The organism is Methyloglobulus morosus KoM1, from assembly GCF_000496735.2.
Taxonomy (GTDB): domain Bacteria; phylum Pseudomonadota; class Gammaproteobacteria; order Methylococcales; family Methylomonadaceae; genus Methyloglobulus; species Methyloglobulus morosus.
Window position 1 is genome coordinate 18,873 of sequence record NZ_AYLO01000067.1, and the last position, 17,143, is coordinate 36,015.

General features: G+C 51.3%; 14 protein-coding genes. 10 read left to right on the forward strand and 4 right to left on the reverse strand.

Annotated elements, in window-relative coordinates:
* Positions 1-333: 333 nt before the first annotated feature.
* The 10 genes from MGMO_RS09525 (at position 334) to MGMO_RS09570 (ending at position 13,130) form a co-directional block, all read left to right on the forward strand.
* The gene (locus MGMO_RS09525; RefSeq protein WP_023494843.1) at positions 334-855 is read left to right on the forward strand and encodes an RNA polymerase sigma factor; all 522 of its coding nucleotides are present in this window, start codon (positions 334-336) and stop codon (positions 853-855) included.
* Between the two features lie 66 nt (positions 856-921).
* Complete coding sequence (locus tag MGMO_RS09530; protein ID WP_023494844.1) at positions 922-1,890, forward strand: FecR family protein; 969 nt, start codon at positions 922-924, stop codon at positions 1,888-1,890.
* A gap of 249 nt (positions 1,891-2,139) precedes the next feature.
* Positions 2,140-4,560 carry a TonB-dependent siderophore receptor gene (locus tag MGMO_RS09535; RefSeq protein WP_023494845.1) on the forward strand — a complete coding sequence of 807 codons (2,421 nt, stop codon included), beginning with the start codon at positions 2,140-2,142 and terminating at the stop codon, positions 4,558-4,560.
* Positions 4,561-5,006: 446 nt separating this feature from the next.
* Positions 5,007-6,368 carry an efflux transporter outer membrane subunit gene (locus MGMO_RS09540; RefSeq protein ID WP_023494846.1) on the forward strand — a complete coding sequence of 454 codons (1,362 nt, stop codon included), beginning with the start codon at positions 5,007-5,009 and terminating at the stop codon, positions 6,366-6,368.
* A gap of 29 nt (positions 6,369-6,397) precedes the next feature.
* Positions 6,398-7,618: an efflux RND transporter periplasmic adaptor subunit gene (locus MGMO_RS09545; protein WP_023494847.1), complete on the forward strand. Its 1,221-nt coding sequence runs from the start codon at positions 6,398-6,400 to the stop codon at positions 7,616-7,618.
* Complete coding sequence (locus MGMO_RS09550; RefSeq protein WP_023494848.1) at positions 7,615-10,758, forward strand: efflux RND transporter permease subunit; 3,144 nt, start codon at positions 7,615-7,617, stop codon at positions 10,756-10,758. Before MGMO_RS09545 ends, MGMO_RS09550 begins: the two co-directional genes overlap by 4 nt.
* Positions 10,759-10,870: 112 nt before the next feature.
* The gene (locus MGMO_RS09555; RefSeq protein WP_023494849.1) at positions 10,871-11,104 is read left to right on the forward strand and encodes a hypothetical protein; all 234 of its coding nucleotides are present in this window, start codon (positions 10,871-10,873) and stop codon (positions 11,102-11,104) included.
* Positions 11,101-11,871: an energy transducer TonB gene (locus tag MGMO_RS09560; RefSeq protein ID WP_023494850.1), complete on the forward strand. Its 771-nt coding sequence runs from the start codon at positions 11,101-11,103 to the stop codon at positions 11,869-11,871. Before MGMO_RS09555 ends, MGMO_RS09560 begins: the two co-directional genes overlap by 4 nt.
* Before the next feature lie 157 nt (positions 11,872-12,028).
* On the forward strand, positions 12,029-12,745 hold the full coding sequence (locus tag MGMO_RS09565) for a MotA/TolQ/ExbB proton channel family protein (RefSeq protein WP_023494851.1): 717 nt from the start codon (positions 12,029-12,031) through the stop codon (positions 12,743-12,745).
* Complete coding sequence (locus tag MGMO_RS09570) at positions 12,723-13,130, forward strand: ExbD/TolR family protein (RefSeq protein ID WP_023494852.1); 408 nt, start codon at positions 12,723-12,725, stop codon at positions 13,128-13,130. The genes MGMO_RS09565 and MGMO_RS09570 overlap by 23 nt, the downstream gene beginning before the upstream one ends.
* A gap of 87 nt (positions 13,131-13,217) precedes the next feature.
* Here the strand turns inward: MGMO_RS09570 and MGMO_RS09575 are convergent, their stop codons facing one another.
* From MGMO_RS09575 to MGMO_RS09590, 4 genes are read right to left on the reverse strand one after another with little or no spacing between them, the layout of a single operon-like run.
* The gene (locus MGMO_RS09575) at positions 13,218-14,492 is read right to left on the reverse strand and encodes a glycosyltransferase (protein WP_023494853.1); all 1,275 of its coding nucleotides are present in this window, start codon (positions 14,490-14,492) and stop codon (positions 13,218-13,220) included.
* Positions 14,489-15,277 carry a hypothetical protein gene (locus MGMO_RS09580; protein WP_023494854.1) on the reverse strand — a complete coding sequence of 263 codons (789 nt, stop codon included), beginning with the start codon at positions 15,275-15,277 and terminating at the stop codon, positions 14,489-14,491. The genes MGMO_RS09575 and MGMO_RS09580 overlap by 4 nt, the downstream gene beginning before the upstream one ends.
* Before the next feature lie 8 nt (positions 15,278-15,285).
* Positions 15,286-16,662, reverse strand: coding sequence for an ABC transporter ATP-binding protein (locus MGMO_RS09585; RefSeq protein WP_161808480.1), 1,377 nt, complete (start codon positions 16,660-16,662; stop codon positions 15,286-15,288).
* Positions 16,623-16,844 carry a hypothetical protein gene (locus tag MGMO_RS09590; protein WP_152976333.1) on the reverse strand — a complete coding sequence of 74 codons (222 nt, stop codon included), beginning with the start codon at positions 16,842-16,844 and terminating at the stop codon, positions 16,623-16,625. The genes MGMO_RS09585 and MGMO_RS09590 overlap by 40 nt, the downstream gene beginning before the upstream one ends.
* Positions 16,845-17,143 lie beyond the last annotated feature (299 nt).

Sequence of the window (17,143 nt, forward strand, 5' to 3'; positions counted from 1 at the left end):
TTATTTTTGCATCTATTTATGGTCGTAGAATTTGCGGATCTAATCCACCCAACTACGACCTATCCACTACCCCACCCTTAGCCAATTAAACTGCGCGTTATGCCGCAGAGTTGTGTGATATCACACGGTTTTTGTTTCTCATCGATTTTTAAAATAATTCAACCTATTGTTTTATAAAAGTTATTGTAGTATGGCATTGATGTTGCTTTGTTATTCGGTTGTTTTGATATTTTATTGACCGTAGATTGAAATACACAAAAGGGAGAGGGAGGTGGAACAAGCTATTTTCCAACATGTTTACAAAGAAAAAACAGGGGCTGGCATTGCCGTACCATGACCAAACTTGACCGCAACTTGCTGAACACCTTGTTTGAGGCGCACTCAAAAGAGATGCTCGCGTTTATCCGTGGTCGTTTTCCTAACGAGGAATCGGCGGACATCGTACAAGAAGCCTTTTTGCGGGTGTTGCAATATCCCAATCCCGAAACCATCCGGGAGCCACGCACATTCCTGTTCCAAACCGCAGCCAATGTCGCGGTCGATTATTACCGACGCTCTAAAACCCGCGACCGTTTTTCAGATTACGATGCCGACATCGAAAGCCTTGAAAATACCCAGGTTACGCCTGAGCAACAGTGCGAAACTGCCGAGCGGTTGCAATTGTTTTCCGGTTGGCTGGCAAACCTGCCGGAACTCCAACGCCATGCCTTCGTGCTGTTCCGTATGGAAGGCTATTCGCATAAAGACATTGCAGAAAAGCTTGGTATTTCGGTACGCTGTTCTGAGCGTTATGTGCAACAGGCCTTGCGTTATTTGGTATCCTGTTTGGATGAAATCGACCACAAACAGGGCTGATTTGGCGGCTAATATCGGCTTATCCGTCTTACCTTACATAACCAATAAACGAAGCTAACCAGCCAAGTGTCAAGCGAACCAACTCCAAACCCTATCCGCGATCAAGCCGTAACCTGGTTTTTGCGCCTTAAAGCCGACGATGCCAGTGCAGCGGAACGTCGTGAATTTTTGGTTTGGCTCAATGAACATCCACGGCATAAGCAAGCGTATGAAGATGTCAAACGGCATTGGCAATGGATGGAGCCACTTAAGGCCTTGTCTTTTGAAGCACGTCATGAAGCGTTAAAGTACCGTCCCCGTTCTAGGCATCGAATGACCGTTTATGCCGCCGCCGCGTTGGTATTGCTAAGCGTGGGGTTATCGACATACTGGCAACAGGCGGGCATAATATTTCCGCTTACCTACCAAGTCGCCAAAGGCGAACGGCAGGTTTTTAAACTTGCCGACGGTTCCAGCCTGGAACTGAATACCGACAGCGCGGTTAACGTCAGCATTACCCCCTGGCGACGCACTGTTGAGTTGCTCCACGGCGAAGTGTATTTTCAAGTTGCGCACGATAGCCGACGTCCTTTTCAAGTCACCGCAGGGCATGGACGCATCACCGACATAGGCACAGCCTTTGAAGTTTACCGGCAAACAGGGAAAACCTTGGTCGCCGTCCGGGAAGGGATCGTCGATGTCGAAACTAAGGAACGGCGGCGATTGACCGCAAACCAACAAGTTAGCTACGCAGAAAACGGTGAGTTTCTTCCCGCAGAAAACCAGCCCATCGAGAGCTTGACGGCTTGGCGGCGCGGACAACTCATCTTCCATGCCCGCCGCCTGGATGACGCGCTGACCGAAATGTCCCGATACCATAACAAGCAGATTCGGCTTGAAGACAATAACCTAGCGGCACTGCGTATCAGCGGTGCATTTCCTTCCGACCGTTTGGACAGTATGTTGGACGCCGTTGCCCGTATTCTACCCGTCCGAGTCGAGCGGCGGGGGGACAACGACATTGTCATAAGACGGATGGGGAAACCTAAATCATAAGGCCGAACGACAGGCAAAATGCAAGGGTGGATTAGCCGCGTAAACACTCGGCTATCCATTTTGTTTACTCTCTGGGCACGGCGTAGTGTAATCCAAAACTATAAATTCCGTTCGTCCTGAGATTGTCGAAGGAAGCTTGCCGAAGGACTTAATCAGAGATTCCATAACTAATTCCTGTTTGTATGGCGGCTTTTTTCCACTGATACGTCTTTACCTCATGAACCCAAAATAACATGAGGAAACCCTGCTATGCCATTGGCTTTCAAACCGTTAACTGCTGCCATGTTCGCGGCATTTGCCTTATCGGCAAATGCCGAAGAAAAACGCCATTTCGACATTCCTGCCCAGCCTTTGTCCACTGCCTTACAAACCTTTGCCCAACAATCCGGTACGGCCATGCTATACACCGAAGCCAGTGCATCCGGCAAACACAGCCCAGGTCTCAGCGGCAATTACAGCACCAGTGAAGCGGTAGCACAACTGGTAGTAGGCAGCGGCCTAATTCCGGCTGTTGCCTCCGACGGCACGGTGACGTTGAAATCCGGCGCATCGGCGATGACGGTGGCCGACACAAGCAACGGCGAGACCTTGCCGAAAGTGACGGTGGAGGCGGATGCAGGCCCTTATGACCCTTACGATGCCAACAACCCAAACAATAAATCATACTCGGTGACAAGCGCCGCCAGTGCAAACCGCACCGATACACCGCTTATGGAAACACCTATATCCGTTCAGGTAGTTCCTAAAGCCGTTATCAGGGATCAACAAGCCATCCAAGTCGGCGATGCCACAAAAAACGTCAGTGGCGTTTTTCAGGGGTTTAGTTTCGGTGGTTTTGCCGAGGAGTTTATGATCCGTGGTTTTAGCACTCAGTTTAACAATTATTTGGACGGCTTTCGTTGGCCGGCCAGCAAACTGACGCTTGCCAATGCCGAACGTGTTGAAGTGGTCAAGGGTGCGGCGGCAAACTTGTACGGACGTATCCAACCCGGCGGCATGATCAATATCGTCACCAAGCGTCCGCAAGCAACCCCTTACTACGCTTTGCAGCAACAGTTCGGATCCTATGACCTGTATCGTACGACTGCCGATGCCACCGGCGCACTCAATGCCGATGGTTCGTTACTGTATCGGCTAAATCTGGAATACCTTAATAAGAATTCTTTCCGAGATTTTGCCTTTACGGACCGTATCTTTTTAGCGCCTTCGCTGACTTGGAAAGTTACTGACCGTACCCAACTCGACTTGGATTTTATCTATTCCGATGAAGACACGGTGGATGATCATGGCGTTGTGGCCTTGGGCAATCGACCCGCCAACATTCCTATTAACCGCTTCCTGGGCGAGCCTTCTACCGACTTATCCAATAGCACACTGTACAATACAATGCTGACATTGACCCATGCGTTCAATGACGACTGGACAGTGAAGGCGCGATTTGACCACCTCCGGCGACACACTGTAGACCCGCAAACCGGCGCATCTGGGTTACAAGAAGACCCTGCCCAACCGAACTATGGCGAATTGAGCAGATTCTTTTTCGGCGGTTCAAATCCTTCTGACTATTTTTACGGCAATGTCAACCTTAACGGACGCTTTGCCACCTGGGATGTTAAACATGAGGTCGCGGTGGGCTGGGAAAACTATAGCGTCGATAACGATACGCTTGATTTCCAAGCAGTTGAAGGCCCTAAGATCAATATATTCAATCCGCGCTACCGGCCGTTAAATTTGTCGGCAGTCCCGCATGCTTTTGGCGATTTTGGCAGCGGCACGGCGCATTCAAACGGGGTGTATTTCCAGGATCAGATAACCTTGTTTGATAAGTTGCATATCCTGGGCGGTGGCCGATACGATTGGGTAACTGACGCCAGTAACTTTGGCGCTGCGTCCCCCGAGGAAGCTAAGGCCAATCAAAATGTATCAAAGGCCGAACGCTTTAGCCCAAGGGTAGGATTGCTGTACCAGCCTTGGGAGTGGTTGTCGCTGTACGGCAATTATGTGGAATCTATGGGCAATGGCAATGGTAATATCGGCTTTGGCGGAAAAGCCCTGCCGCCGGAAATTGGCGAGCAATTTGAAATCGGCTTCAAAACCGCTTTTTTTGACGAGCGCTTGACCACCAATGTCGCATTCTACGACCTGAAAAAATCAAATATCGCTGTTGACACCCGGCGTGGCTTTTCCGATTTGATTGGCAGCGCGCGTAGCCAGGGTGTGGAAATCGATGTCTCTGGGCAAGTGGCCGAGGGCTTGAGCCTGATCGCCAGCTATGCTTATACCGATGCAAACATCATTAAAAGCACCGACTTTTCCGGTAACGTACTTGACGGCAACCGGTTATGGAACGTGCCAAGGAATGCGGGCAGCTTGTGGGCTAAATACGATGTGCAAGACAATACTTTACGCGGCTTCAGCGTGGGTGCCGGCGTGTATTTCCAAAGCCAGAAACAGGGGGATAATCTTAATAGCTATCAATTGCCGGGTTGGGGGCGGGTGGATATGTTAGTGAAATACCAGTTGCCCTTGCCTAAAGCGAAAACCACCTTGCAGTTTAATATCGACAACCTCTTGGATCACCAATACTACACCGCGACATTAGGCGACCGTTTTACTGTAAATGTCGGCCAGCCGCGCACGTTTATGGGTTCTGTTAAGGTGGAATTTTAAAATTCTCCGCGTGGTGGGGTATGTTACCCAGTCACTTACGTTTTTTCGATGCTGGCATCTTTGAACTGCGTTGAAACCTTACGGTCGGGACAATATGTCCCGTCCGGCGGCGGTCAATAATTACTTGGGCAACCCGATTACACCCGCGATTTACGGGTGCTGCGCTCTCTGCTTTTTATGATAATCCAAAAATATTCATTCCCCCGTGGGGTTTTTACACCGCTCAAACGTCTTATCTCATAGTAGAAATGTTGCCGACATCCAATGTTTCGCGAATTTCAGTTTTAAACTTAAGAAATCCCTGAACAAGTCCTTCGACAAACTCAGGACGAAGGGTAAGGTGTTAATTTCGTTCGTGGTGAGTTGATCCACCCATGAACGGAATTAACTTGTTCAGATATTTCTTAAGTAACTCCCTGTTTTGTAGAAAAATAATAGTTAAAACCATGCGCCTTATAGTATTCGGTTTTTTTGCGCTTATGTTGGCGGCGTGCGAAACGCCACCAAAACGCGACGAAGCCCTACCCGTCAAAAACATGCCGACGCGCTGGGAAGCCAACTCGGATAACCAAGTTGTCCCGCCGTCCTGGCTGGCCGGATTTGCCGATCAGAAATTACAGGATCTGGTCAAGGAGTCGCTGGCCGCCAATTTCGACCTACAAGCCGCCGCCGCACGGGTTGAAGCCGCCAAAGCGTCGGTCAAGATTGCCGGGAGCGGACGGTTTCCGCAGTTATCCTTTAGCCCTGGATACGAACGTGGAGAAAATCACGCAGTCGGTAAACCGACGGATAAGTTAAGCACTTTTCAAGCCCTGTTCGACCTCAACTGGGAATTGGATGTGTGGGGGCGGATCAAAGATTTCCAGTCTGCGGCTTCTTATGATGCCCAAGCGACAGCATACGATTTTCGTGCAGCTAGGTTGTCTCTTGCTGCCCGTACTGCACAGGCCTATTTTGTGCTAACCGAAGCCAATTTGCAGGTTAAGGTGGCGGAAGAGTCCATTAAAGACCGCCGTACCGTCGTTGATTTGGTGCAAGGGCGCTTTAATCGTGGACTGACCCAAGGTTTGGATTTACGCTTGGCGTTGACTGACCTGACATCCGCCGAAGCACAATTGGCCGATGTCCGTAATCGGGTGCAGCAGGCTGCACGTCAGCTTGAGGTACTGCTAGGCCGCTATCCGGCGGGCAAAGTGGGCAGCCAAGCCAAATTGCCGAATCCTCCTGAACCTTTGCAAGCCGGGTTGCCGGCAGAGATTTTGCAACGCCGTCCCGATTTGGTAGCGGCATTTGATCGCCTGAAAGCGGCAGACTACCGCGTTGCCAGTGCGAAGAAAGCCTTATTGCCACGGGTTACGCTGACGGCAGCGGGAGGTATCCGCAGCTCGTCATTGGCTGAGTTAATCGATCCCCGCGCCGTCGCCTGGAATTTTCTGATGGGATTGTCCCAACCATTATTCACTGGCGGCAAGTTAACGGGCGAAATCGACCTCCAAAACGCCAATGTGAAGGAAGCCTTAAATAATTACCGCCAAACCGCCTTGATCGCATTCAGCGAAGTTGAGCAAAGCCTTGCCGCTGAGGAATGGCTTAGAAAACAGGAACAAGCCTTCTATGCCAATGTGTTGCAAACCGAAGAAAGCCGTAAATCGGCGATCAACGCTTATCGCCGCGGCGTGATCCAGATTTTGACCTTATTGGACAGCTACCGTAGTACCCTGAGCGCCCAAAGCGAGTACTTCATCGTGCAGCGGTTGCTCTTGAATAACCGGATTAACCTGTATCTGGCATTGGGCGCAGAAGTTTGATTTTTTGTTGATCGCCCTATCTATTGACCATGAACATCAAGCCGGACAAACCTGTCGCCTTGCTTTTGCTGAAAATAGCCTTGCCCTTCCTGTTATTGGCGTTGGGTATGGCTGGGGCGTGGTGGCTTATCGCCCATAAAACCGAAGCCGATGAAGCCAAGGTCAAAAAAGTCAAACATGAGCCGCCCATCGTCACTGTGACCACTGCCAAACAAGAAGTCGTGCGGATGGACGTACTTTCACAAGGCGTGGTGCTGCCTAAAATAGAAATCGACTTGGTGCCGGAAGTTTCCGGAAAAGTTGTCAAGGCACATCCTAATTTTGCACCTGGCGGCTATTTCAAGAAAGGCGAACTGCTGCTGATGGTTGACAACCGTGACTATGAGTTTGCCGTCACCCGCGCCTATGCCGCCGTAGCCGAAGCGCATAAGGAGCTGTTGCGGGAACGGGAAGAAGCCCTGCAAGCCGAAAGCGAATGGCAAGCCCTGGGCAACGGCAAGGCCACGGATTATGTGCTGCACAAACCGCAACTAAAAGAACGAGAAGCTAAATTGGCCGCCGCTAAAGCCGACTTAGCGGCGGCCAATTTGCAACTGGCACGTTGCCGGCTGACTGCCCCATTTAACGGTTGGGTACGCGATAAGCGCGTCTTGCCTGGACAATATTTGAACTCGGGGGAGAAAATAGCCAAGCTCTATGCTGACGACAGTGCTGAAATCAGGCTACCGATTGCAACCGACCAGCTTGCGCACTTAAATTTGTCGCCGTCAAATGACGGCGACAAAAATTTCCCAGAAGTTCATTTGGCTACCCAACTGGGCGACCACCTCCAACACTGGTACGGCCATATCGTACGGACATCCAGCGACCTGGACGATAAAAACGCCATGCTCTATGCAATAGCCGAAATCCGTCATGCATTTAAAACCGACAAAAGCAAGGTCGCGTTGATGCCCGGTGTGTTCGTTAAGGCAACAATTGCTGGCATTGAACGCTACGACCTGCTCAGCCTGCCCAAAACGGCTTTATACGGTGGTAATCAAGTGTATAGCGTCGATAAGGACGGACGTTTGCAATTGCATACCGTCGAATTATTGCGTAACGATAAAGACCGCATTATTGTTGCCAAGGGCATCTCACAGGGCGAACACATCGTCGTGGAAGGCGTAGATTTGCCGATAGCAGGGATGAGGGTCAAGCTCTCAAACCCATCGACGCAACAAGACCAGACAGCGGTTGTGGCTAAATGAACGACAAGCTATTGACCGAACGCTCGTTACTCGCTTGGTTTGCCGCCAATCCGGTCGCGGCAAACTTCTTGATGATACTGATCGTCCTAGGTGGTTGGCATACCTTGCAGACTATCGTCAAAGAAGCCTATCCGCGCTTTGCGCCTCCTCGCATTGAAATCACGGCAGAGTACCCCGGTGCGGGGCCGACTGAAGTGCAGGAAGGGGTATGCATCCCGATTGAGGAAGCTGTCCACGACCTAACGGGTATCAAGCGCTTGAAAAGCGTTGCCAGGGAAGGACTTTGTGAGATTGGGGTGGAAGTCGAGCAAGGTTATTCCACCCGCGAATTGTCCAGCAGCATCAGGGTGCGTACCCAAACCATTACGACCTTGCCCAAGTCCTTGGAAAAAATCGAGATCGACGATACCGCTTGGGAATATCCTGCCATCTCCGTGGTGTTGTATGGGAATGCAGGCCCGCTAACACTACGGCATTTAGCGGAAAAAGTCCGTGACGATTTAGGTGTATTGCCCGGTGTACGTGCCACTAAAATCTGGAACAAGAACGAATACGAAATCAGCGTCGAAATTTCCTCCGAACGCTTGCGGCAATACGGGTTGACCTTGGCGCAAGTCGCGGAAGCCATTCGCCATAACTCTATTGACGTGGCAGGCGGCGTATTAAAATCCAATGCGGGCGAGTTGCAACTGCGCTCCAAACATACCGCCTACCATGCCGATGCGCTAAGGGAAATCCCCATCAGCAGCCGTAGCGATGGCACGGCGGTTAAATTGGGCGATTTGGCAACTATCACCGATGGCTTTGACGACCAAGTTTTTGAATACTGGAGCAACGGCCAGCCTTCGGTAACTATTGGGGTGATGGCGCAAAACGATTTGGTCGCCACCGCCGAAGCGGTGCGCGAATATGTCCTTACCTTGTCTAACAGCTTACCGGAAGGCATCCATTACACCTTGCGGCGCGACAATGCCCGTTCCTTTGCGGAATTGTTGGATACCTTGAAACTTGAAGGTATCAGCGGTTTTATCCTGGTTTTTATCGTCCTGCTGCTGTTTTTGAGCACCCAGGTTGCGATTTGGGCGGCGGTGGGGGTTATGCTGTCGGTATTTGGGGCCATCTGGTTTTTGCCGATGTTCGATGTCAGCCTGAATATGTTGTCATTATTTGGTTTTGTATTGGCAATGGGTGTATTGGTCGATGATGCGATCATCGTCAGCGAGCGTATCCATGAACTGCAAAGCCAGGGCATGACAGGCTTGCGTGGTGCGATTCGCGGCATTCAGGACGTTTGGGTGCCGGTGGTGTTGGGGGTCAGTATCGGGTTGATCACTTTTCTTCCTGGCTTGTTTGTGCCGCCCAGTTGGGCGTTGATGTTCATGAAGCCGGTGGCGGTAGTGATGATCTTGTCGCTGGCTTTTTCCCTGGTTGAAGCCTTGTTGATTCTGCCTGCGCATTTGGCGCACGAAGTGAAACCTACGGCAAAACCGAGCCATCTCGACCGTATCCGTAAAGTATTGAATCGGGGGTTGGAACTGCTCTTGAGTAAAGTTTACCGGCCCTTGCTACAGTCCTGCCTCGTGTGGCGATATGCCGTCGCCGCTTTTTTTGCCAGCGCAATCCTGATCGGCTGGGTGTTGATCCATGTCGATTACGTTAAGTTATCGCTGGAAGAAGACATTAGTTATGACAATTTCCACGTCCATTTGATGCCGCCTTTAGGAACGCCCTACGCCGAAACCAAAGCCAAAGTACAAGAGTTTTTGGTCGGGCTTAACAAAGCGGAAGCTGAACTCAACGCAACCCAACCGCCCGGTTCGCCTTCAGTGATTGAAGGCTTGGACGTGTTTTTGCAGGAAGTCGATCCGACCATCTGGGTGGAGTTTTCCAGTGCAGCCCGCCAACAGTTCCATATTAAGGACTTGATCGACCGCTGGTATCAACATATCCCTAACATGGGCGATTTTAAGCCCGACTTCCATACTCCCACCGAACAGGATGTGGTGGACCTGGAAATCGAGGTCAGGTCGCCCGATCCGCGCGAGTTGGACGCCGTTGTCAATATCTTAAAGGAAAAGGTCGCCGATTTCCCCGATATAACTGAAATTGAAGATTCTCGTCGTCCTGGCAAACCGGAGTTGCGATTTGCCTTAACGCCTGAAGCAGGGCGGTTAGGGATCAAGGTTCAAGATCTTGCCGAGCAAGTAAGGGCGGCATACGCCGGTGAAACGGTGCAGCGTTTTATCCGAGGCCGTGATGAAGTCAAGATTATGGCTCGGGTTCCACGAATGGAACGTGAATCGCTCCCGGACTTTAAATCCCTGCCCATACGTTTGCCCAATGGTAGCCAAGCGCCATTAGGCACTCTCGCCACCTTTGATTACGCGCCAGGCTTTGGTGCATTGGAACGGGAAGACCGGATGGGCAAGGCCGGAATTCATGCCAAACTCGCCCAAAATAGCGGTATCAAAGGCGAGACCGTTTTCAAAAACCTAGAAGCCAGCCTGTTTCCTTCCTTAATGGCGCACTACCCCCATGTCGACATTTCCGCCGGGGAAGCCAAGGAGGAAGCGGCATTACTTGAGGAAGGCTTGAAAACCAACACGGTCATTGCATTGGTCGCCATCTACGCCTTGATCGCGGTGAGTTTCCGCTCCTATTTGCAACCCTTATTGTTCATGTTGGCGGTGCCGGTGGCCTGGCTGGGTGCCGTCCTCATCCACGGCGCAATGGGCCTGACCCTGTCGTTCCAGTCCGTCATCGGCATGATCGCCGCCAGCGGTGTGGTGGTGAATGACAGTATCGTACTGCTGGACTACATTCAAAACCGCAAGGGCGAGGAAATCAGCCTGCATGAAGTGATCGTCGAAGCCTGCACCTCACGATTCCGCCCGATTATCCTGGTGGCACTGACCAATCTGGCCGGTTTCCTGCCCATGTTGTTCGAGACCAGCGAACAGGCCAAATTCCTTGTGCCGATGACCTTGGCCTTGACCTTCGGCTTGCTGTTCGGCATGGCGGCCACCTTATTGTTGATCCCTGCTTGTTATGCGATTTTGGAGGATGTCAGGGCGACCTTGCAAAAATCTGTTAGTTCGGCAAAAAAATGGACTACGCCCTATCGGGATATTTCTTTTTAAAACAAGCGTCAATTCAAGTGGGCACAAAACAAGCAAAAAACTTTATCAAACTGATGAGGGATTTTGCCGCCTGAAACGTCTTATGTAAGGTGAGCGAGAAAGAGGAGGAAAAATGCCGACAAAACCGACCCAACTCAAACAAATCTATTATCCGCCCATTGATGAAAGCCCAGACCAGAGCAAGTTTCCGGCCGCCCGCTATTTCCAAATCCATTTTGAGCATTTGGAAAGCCAGTTGAGTGACATGAAGCTATGCCTGGAAAAAATGCAGCAGCAGATGGCTGACCTGTACCTGCAATTGTCGTTATTGTCGCCGGAACTGACCGAACCTAAACATAAAAAGTGACCGTTTTCTTTGTTGAAACCCTGAGGGGAGAACCGTCCCCGCTGCCGTTGGGGCTGTCATTGCCCATCACCTGGCGACGGGCGCTCTCAGTGGCCTTAGTGGCAATCCTGGCTTGCGTACTGCATTGCCTGGTATTGATGTGGCACGCCAACCGCCCCGTGCCCGAATTGATTACCGAGGCGAAAGCGTTGCCGATGATCGACATCGCCCTGGAAGCGCCCAGTTCCGGCGCACCGGAAGAGGCCAAGCCGCTGCCTCCGCAGCCCAAGCCACCTAAACCGAAAGCCAAGCCAGTAAAAAAACCCAAGCCTATTCCGCCCAAAGAAAAGACCCAGGCCGACATCAAAAAGCCGGTGGTCAAGGAAGAAAAAGCCGAACCGCAAACGCAAGCCCATTCGGCGCCCATCAAGGACACCGCGCAGGACAACCCGGTCGTCGGCACGAAAGCGGACAGTGACTCCAAGCGCAGCGAATCCGGCAAAGTGAGCCAGGCCCGTGCCTTTGCCGCCTATTTGAACAATCCCAAGCCGCATTACCCTGGCATTGCCCGTAGCCGACATTGGGAGGGCCTGGTGTTGCTCCGTGTGTACGTTACGCCCGACGGACGTTGCGCCAACCTGAATGTGGCGCGAAGCAGCGGTCATGACGTACTCGACGAGTCTGCCGTGGCGGCGGTCAGGAACTGGCGGTTCGTGCCCGGCAAACGCGGCGACACGCCTATGGCAAGTTGGGTGACCGTGCCGATTGAATTTAGCCTGCGTGATTGAAGCGATGGGCGGGTTGCCATGGTTGATGGCACAGGGCTTTCGCAGGTTCAGCGCAAACGCAATCAATGCAAGCCATTCTTGCCCAACCGGTGAAGGGGCTTTCAGGTACGCATTAAAAATAAACTAACCACATCATCATTTACCTTAGGAGACTGTTTTGAATTTGGATTTTTCATCGGAAGCGGGGGTCGTCAACTTCGTGCTTTGGCTGCTGGCTTGCTTTTCATTGCTGACCTGGAGCGTCATTCTGCTCAAGCTGGGCGAGTGGGGCTTTAATGCCTGCCGTAATTTCTTTTTTTTGAAAACAAACGAAGGTCTCAATGAACAGCAACCGTTGCATAAAAACGTAGGCCCAGCGAAAGCCAAGTCTCCGCTCGGACAAATTTACCAGGCCGGCCAGCGGATCTTGGCCCAAATCCCCGACCAACAAGGGTTACGAATCGACCAATATGCCGCTTGGCATGCCTTGATCGAACGGGCGTTGAAGCAACAAATCCAAAAGGAAAAGGCAAAAATGGATTCTGGCCTGGGCTGGTTGGCCAGCTTTGGCAGCACCGCCCCGTTTGTCGGCCTGTTCGGCACCGTTTGGGGTATCATGGATGCCATGCGGGAAATCAGCAGCAAAGGCTCCGCCAGCCTCGATGTGGTGGCTGGCCCGATAGGTGAAGCGCTGATCGCCACAGGCATAGGGATTGCCGTCGCCGTACCGGCGGTGTTGGGCTATAACTTCTTCATTCGCCTAAACCGTAGCGCCAATGCCAAGCTGGAGCATTTTGCGGAAGATTTCCTGCAGGCGACCATCAAAGGGCACCTCCAACAGCAGCCCACTCAACAACCAGCGGTGACGACACATGGCAATGCAAACCCAAAATGACGACGACGGCGAAATGAGCGAGATTAACGTGACGCCCTTGGTGGACGTCATGTTGGTGTTGCTGGTGGTGTTTATGGTGACTGCGCCGTTATTGACGCAAGTCGTTCGCGTCAAGCTGCCGAAAACCGAACAGACCGAACCCGCGCCCGACCAGCACATCACCGTCCTGAGCGTTACGCCGGACGGGCAACCCATGTTGGACGACCGTCGGGTGCCACTGGGGAATCTCGAGGCCGAGCTAAAGGCCCTGCAAGAAAAAGACCCGGACATCAACCTGCAGCTCCAGGCCGACAAGTCGGCCCTGTTCGATGCCGTCGCCAAGGTGATGGCTTGCGCCCAACGCTCAGGCATCGGCAAGTTGTCTTTTGTGACGGTACAGGAGTGAAAGCCTTGATCGGGAAGTCCCATTGACGGGACAACCATTTCGCAATTTCGGTTATCGCTGTTTTTTACGAAAGCGTGCTTCGGACGATTATCTAAACCATCTTCTAAATTTCCGATAGCCGGAAAATGCTTTCCATGTTCGTGAGGCGTATATCGCCGCCAACTCGGTTTGCGTTGCAAGGAGTCGATTTTGTAATCGGTCATTCTGTTCCGTTAGCGTATGCACTGCATTTTGCAACTGTTCATTTTGTTCCGTCAGCGACTGCACTTCACTGTAAAGTCGGTCTGCCAGGGCGGCCCGCTGTTCCGCCAAAGCACGCGTCTTGATGATCGGGGCTAGCGTAAACAAGTAATCCGATGCAGCTGAGTTCCATGTCTGTATCGTGTCGTCCATACCTGGCTTTGCTTCAGAAAGTGCCTCATGGTAATAATTTTCAAGTTTATCAATGGCTTTTTCAATATCGGCATCATAACGAATCCATTCAGATACTTTTTTGGCATCGCTTGCGTTGTAGTGGCTCAACTGAGCGTAAATGTTTTCTTCCGAGATCGGTGCGGATTGCATGGTACGAACGCCAAAATTAAGGCGGCGCAGTTCCTTCAAGTTCTCTGTAGTGACCATTCCACCTAGGCCGGGGAAGTCCGCCACGATTACGGCACAGCCAACTGCCATGGCTTCGAGAGCACATCTAGCCTTGGCGAACACCACGTCATATTCTTGCAACACCTCTTCGGGGTTGGATACTGAATGCCCTGAATTCAGTCCGACGACATCGATGCGATCAATTCCAAACCGCCGACAGGCAGCGCGAATCATTCCGATAAAATTACTTTCCGCAGCGTAATTACTGAAGATAAGTGCGGATTGCGGTTTTTCCGGTAGTGCCGGACGGGATTTGAATCGCGTCAGATCAACAAAATTGTAGAGAGTTTTGACTTTTTCCGGTAGTACACCGGCAGTTGTCAGGAGGCGCTCACTGCATAGGTCGTCCACTGCGATATAGCGTACGATCGATGGAAATAACGGCGGCAATTCTTCCCAAGGTAGCCAGCCGTGGCAGAAATAAAGCGCCGGTGTTCGCGGGAAACGCAGCATAGTGGTCATGGCGTCCAGATGATGCTGACCGTGGATCAAATCCGGCGCGACAGTCAGTGCGCTCAGATTATCGATAACGGGAACGGTGGCCCTGCGTAATTCTTCCGCAACTTCACCCAATATCGAGCTGTAAGCGATCGGGTTATAGCCACGCCTGAGCAGCGCCAATGCGACATCGCGCACATACAGCTCAGATCCTGCCCGGCTGGCAAGCGTATTATTTGTAATCAGGACGCGCAATCCCGGATGATGTCTGGACTGGGTCATTGCAAAAGCCTCCTGGCAAGGGGCGCTATATGCTCCCGGTATTTAATGGCTTGCTTGTAAAAGCCGGCTTTTACCTGTTGTTCGCCATAAAGCTCGTAATAAGGCTGCTCTTGCTCGAAGTTGGCCAAGGCGGCGCTGGAGTCCTCAACGTGAAAAACTTCTGTACCGAATGCCGCCTTTCCATAATTTGTCACCGATATAGCAACTTCTGAAGCCAGTACGCCCCCTGTTTTTTCGATATATCGCTGCGATTCTGATAGCTTAAATGTCAACTCGTCGCTGGAAAGCTTGATTGTCATATTATTTTCAAAGTAACCTCCGAGCGAAGGGTCTCCTACCAAAGGGAATGCATAGTTTTTGATGATTTGACCCCGTTCATTCGAGGCAAGGCGCACTGCTCGGTCAATAATTAGGCGGCAAAGGTCGTGTGAGGGGTTATATCCCTCGATGGCATCGCCAGCGACAAATTCGGTACTCTGGTCGATCAACAGGTTAGCGACAGATTCGGCTAATCCGAGAAAAAACAGATGATCTTGCTCAAGGATCTTGCTATAAATTTCCCTGTCGGACGACATACCGTACAACCTGCTCGGAGTGGCCCCAGCCTCTCCCAGAAATTTTCTGCTGATTTCAAGTCGAGACTGCCCTATATGGCCGGAACCATCAGTCAGGGCGACAACAATTGGTTGCATTCTTTTAACCCAGCCTAAAATCCGCAATTCATGTCCGGGATGTCCGACTATGAGCGCACAACGAGGGGGTTCGGGCAGGTCATTAATTTTCATGATATTATTTATTCGACTGCTTTTATTGCAACTTCATTTGATAAATAAGCACAAGTATAGATTTTGCCAAGATGGGATGGAAGTATTTTAAATGGGCAACAAACCTCAACGACATCCACGAAAACCGCTTGTTCATGTCTGGCGATTGGTATGGTGACTGATACGCGGATACTGTAGGTGCCGTCCATTAAGGGTAGCCTAGTTGAGTATTCCACCCAATAGCTATCGCCGGGACTCATTTCCAACAGGTCTTGTCCGGTGATGAGGAAGTCCGCACCGGCCACCGGGATCAAGTTCCTATCCCTGATCTTGTAATTGATTGAGACGGTACAGGAGGCGAGGCATTCGACCCAGATTCGTATTTTTGCCACTGCGTCAAATTCGGCGATTTCCAGGGGCAAGTCATCGGTATCCACTAACTCGACCAACCGTATACATGCCTGGCCTGAGCCATATTGCATGCCTTGTACACTTTTCAAGAAGTCGGCGTAACGCCGACTCAGGTCATTAGCTTTGTCAGTAGGCAACAACTGAGGCGAAGGTGTCCGATCGGAAACGAAAACAGCTTGGTTTCCACTATCAACCTTCTGGTGTATATCGCGAAGATAATGGTCGACCACACTGCCGGTAGCGCCAATATCAATCAGGGCGCCATGGTCGAGGTAAATGGCCCGATCGCACAAGGCCCTCACCGTACCAACATCGTGACTTACGAACAGCAGTGCTTTCCCCTCTTGCTGAAAACGCCGGATACGCGCCATGCATTTACTTTGGAAGGCCATATCGCCAACCGACAGCGCTTCGTCCACGATCAGGATGTCAGGGTCGGCATGAATGGAAATAGCGAAAGCCAGGCGCACATACATGCCGCTGGAATAAGTTTTAATCGGCTGATCAATGAAGTCGCCGATGTCGGCAAACGCCAAAATAGCCTCCAGGCGTTGATCGATTTCTTTGGGTTTTAAACCGAGCACAGAAGCGCTGATGCGGATATTCTCCAGCCCCGAGAATTCGGGATGAAACCCTGCACCCAATTCCAACAAAGCAGCAACCCGGCCTTTGACTCGGACAACGCCTTCCGAAGGGCTAAGAATTCCGGCGATAAGTTGCAGCAACGTCGATTTTCCCGAGCCATTAAGACCAATGATGGCAACGGTTTCACCCGGCGATACGGTAAAAGAAATATTGCGCAAAGCCCAATAATCACGGCCCAGATTAGCCCGATTTCCAGCAAGTCTGCCACCTATAGTATGCAAAATACTTTCGAGAAGACGGTCGCTGGGTTTTCCGTACAGACGGAAGCGCTTGCCAAGCCCCTCACAATGAATCACCGGGGCAGGCATGGTTACGCCCCCTGTTGCAGATAGCCAAGCTCGTTCAGCCATTCGTCGGAGTTAGCTTCAAATTCACGTAATTCATCAGACGACATCTCGTGCCGCCAGGCTTGCGCCAGCACACTCATGGATTGATCTGGCGCATAGCGCCAAAAATCCTGTTCCGGGAGGGATTGCGAGCCCGGGATGAGCATCCAGCATAAGGCGCAATAATGCGGTGCCCGATCGGGCACCTACAATGACAGGCATGGGAAATAACATCTAACTACTCATAATAAAAATGGGGCATTCGGGTGAACAGAATGCGGATATAGTATTCTACTTTACCCTTTGATGAATTCATTGTTTCCTTGTACTGGCGCAGCAGGCCAAACGTGTAATATGCAAAGTGGTCAATATTAAGCCATGGTCGGCTATTGGGGGCACAATTAAACAAGTTATGCCGTCATAATGACATGATTTAAAGAGAGTTTGCGTTGACCTGTTAAGTTTTTTAGAAAACTGAAGCAGGATACAATACTTGCTTTGCTTC

Excerpts from the sequence above, each read along its gene's own strand:
- MGMO_RS09525 (WP_023494843.1), top strand. The coding sequence starts at position 334 with ATGACCAAACTTGACCGCAACTTGCTGAACACCTTGTTTGAGGCGCAC.
- MGMO_RS09535 (WP_023494845.1), top strand. The coding sequence starts at position 2,140 with ATGCCATTGGCTTTCAAACCGTTAACTGCTGCCATGTTCGCGGCATTT.
- MGMO_RS09540 (WP_023494846.1), top strand. The coding sequence starts at position 5,007 with ATGCGCCTTATAGTATTCGGTTTTTTTGCGCTTATGTTGGCGGCGTGC.
- MGMO_RS09545 (WP_023494847.1), top strand. The coding sequence starts at position 6,398 with ATGAACATCAAGCCGGACAAACCTGTCGCCTTGCTTTTGCTGAAAATA.
- MGMO_RS09550 (WP_023494848.1), top strand. The coding sequence starts at position 7,615 with ATGAACGACAAGCTATTGACCGAACGCTCGTTACTCGCTTGGTTTGCC.
- MGMO_RS09555 (WP_023494849.1), top strand. The coding sequence starts at position 10,871 with ATGCCGACAAAACCGACCCAACTCAAACAAATCTATTATCCGCCCATT.
- MGMO_RS09570 (WP_023494852.1), top strand. The coding sequence starts at position 12,723 with ATGGCAATGCAAACCCAAAATGACGACGACGGCGAAATGAGCGAGATT.
- MGMO_RS09575 (WP_023494853.1), bottom strand. The coding sequence starts at position 14,492 with ATGACCCAGTCCAGACATCATCCGGGATTGCGCGTCCTGATTACAAAT.
- MGMO_RS09580 (WP_023494854.1), bottom strand. The coding sequence starts at position 15,277 with ATGAAAATTAATGACCTGCCCGAACCCCCTCGTTGTGCGCTCATAGTC.
- MGMO_RS09585 (WP_161808480.1), bottom strand. The coding sequence starts at position 16,662 with ATGGCTGAACGAGCTTGGCTATCTGCAACAGGGGGCGTAACCATGCCT.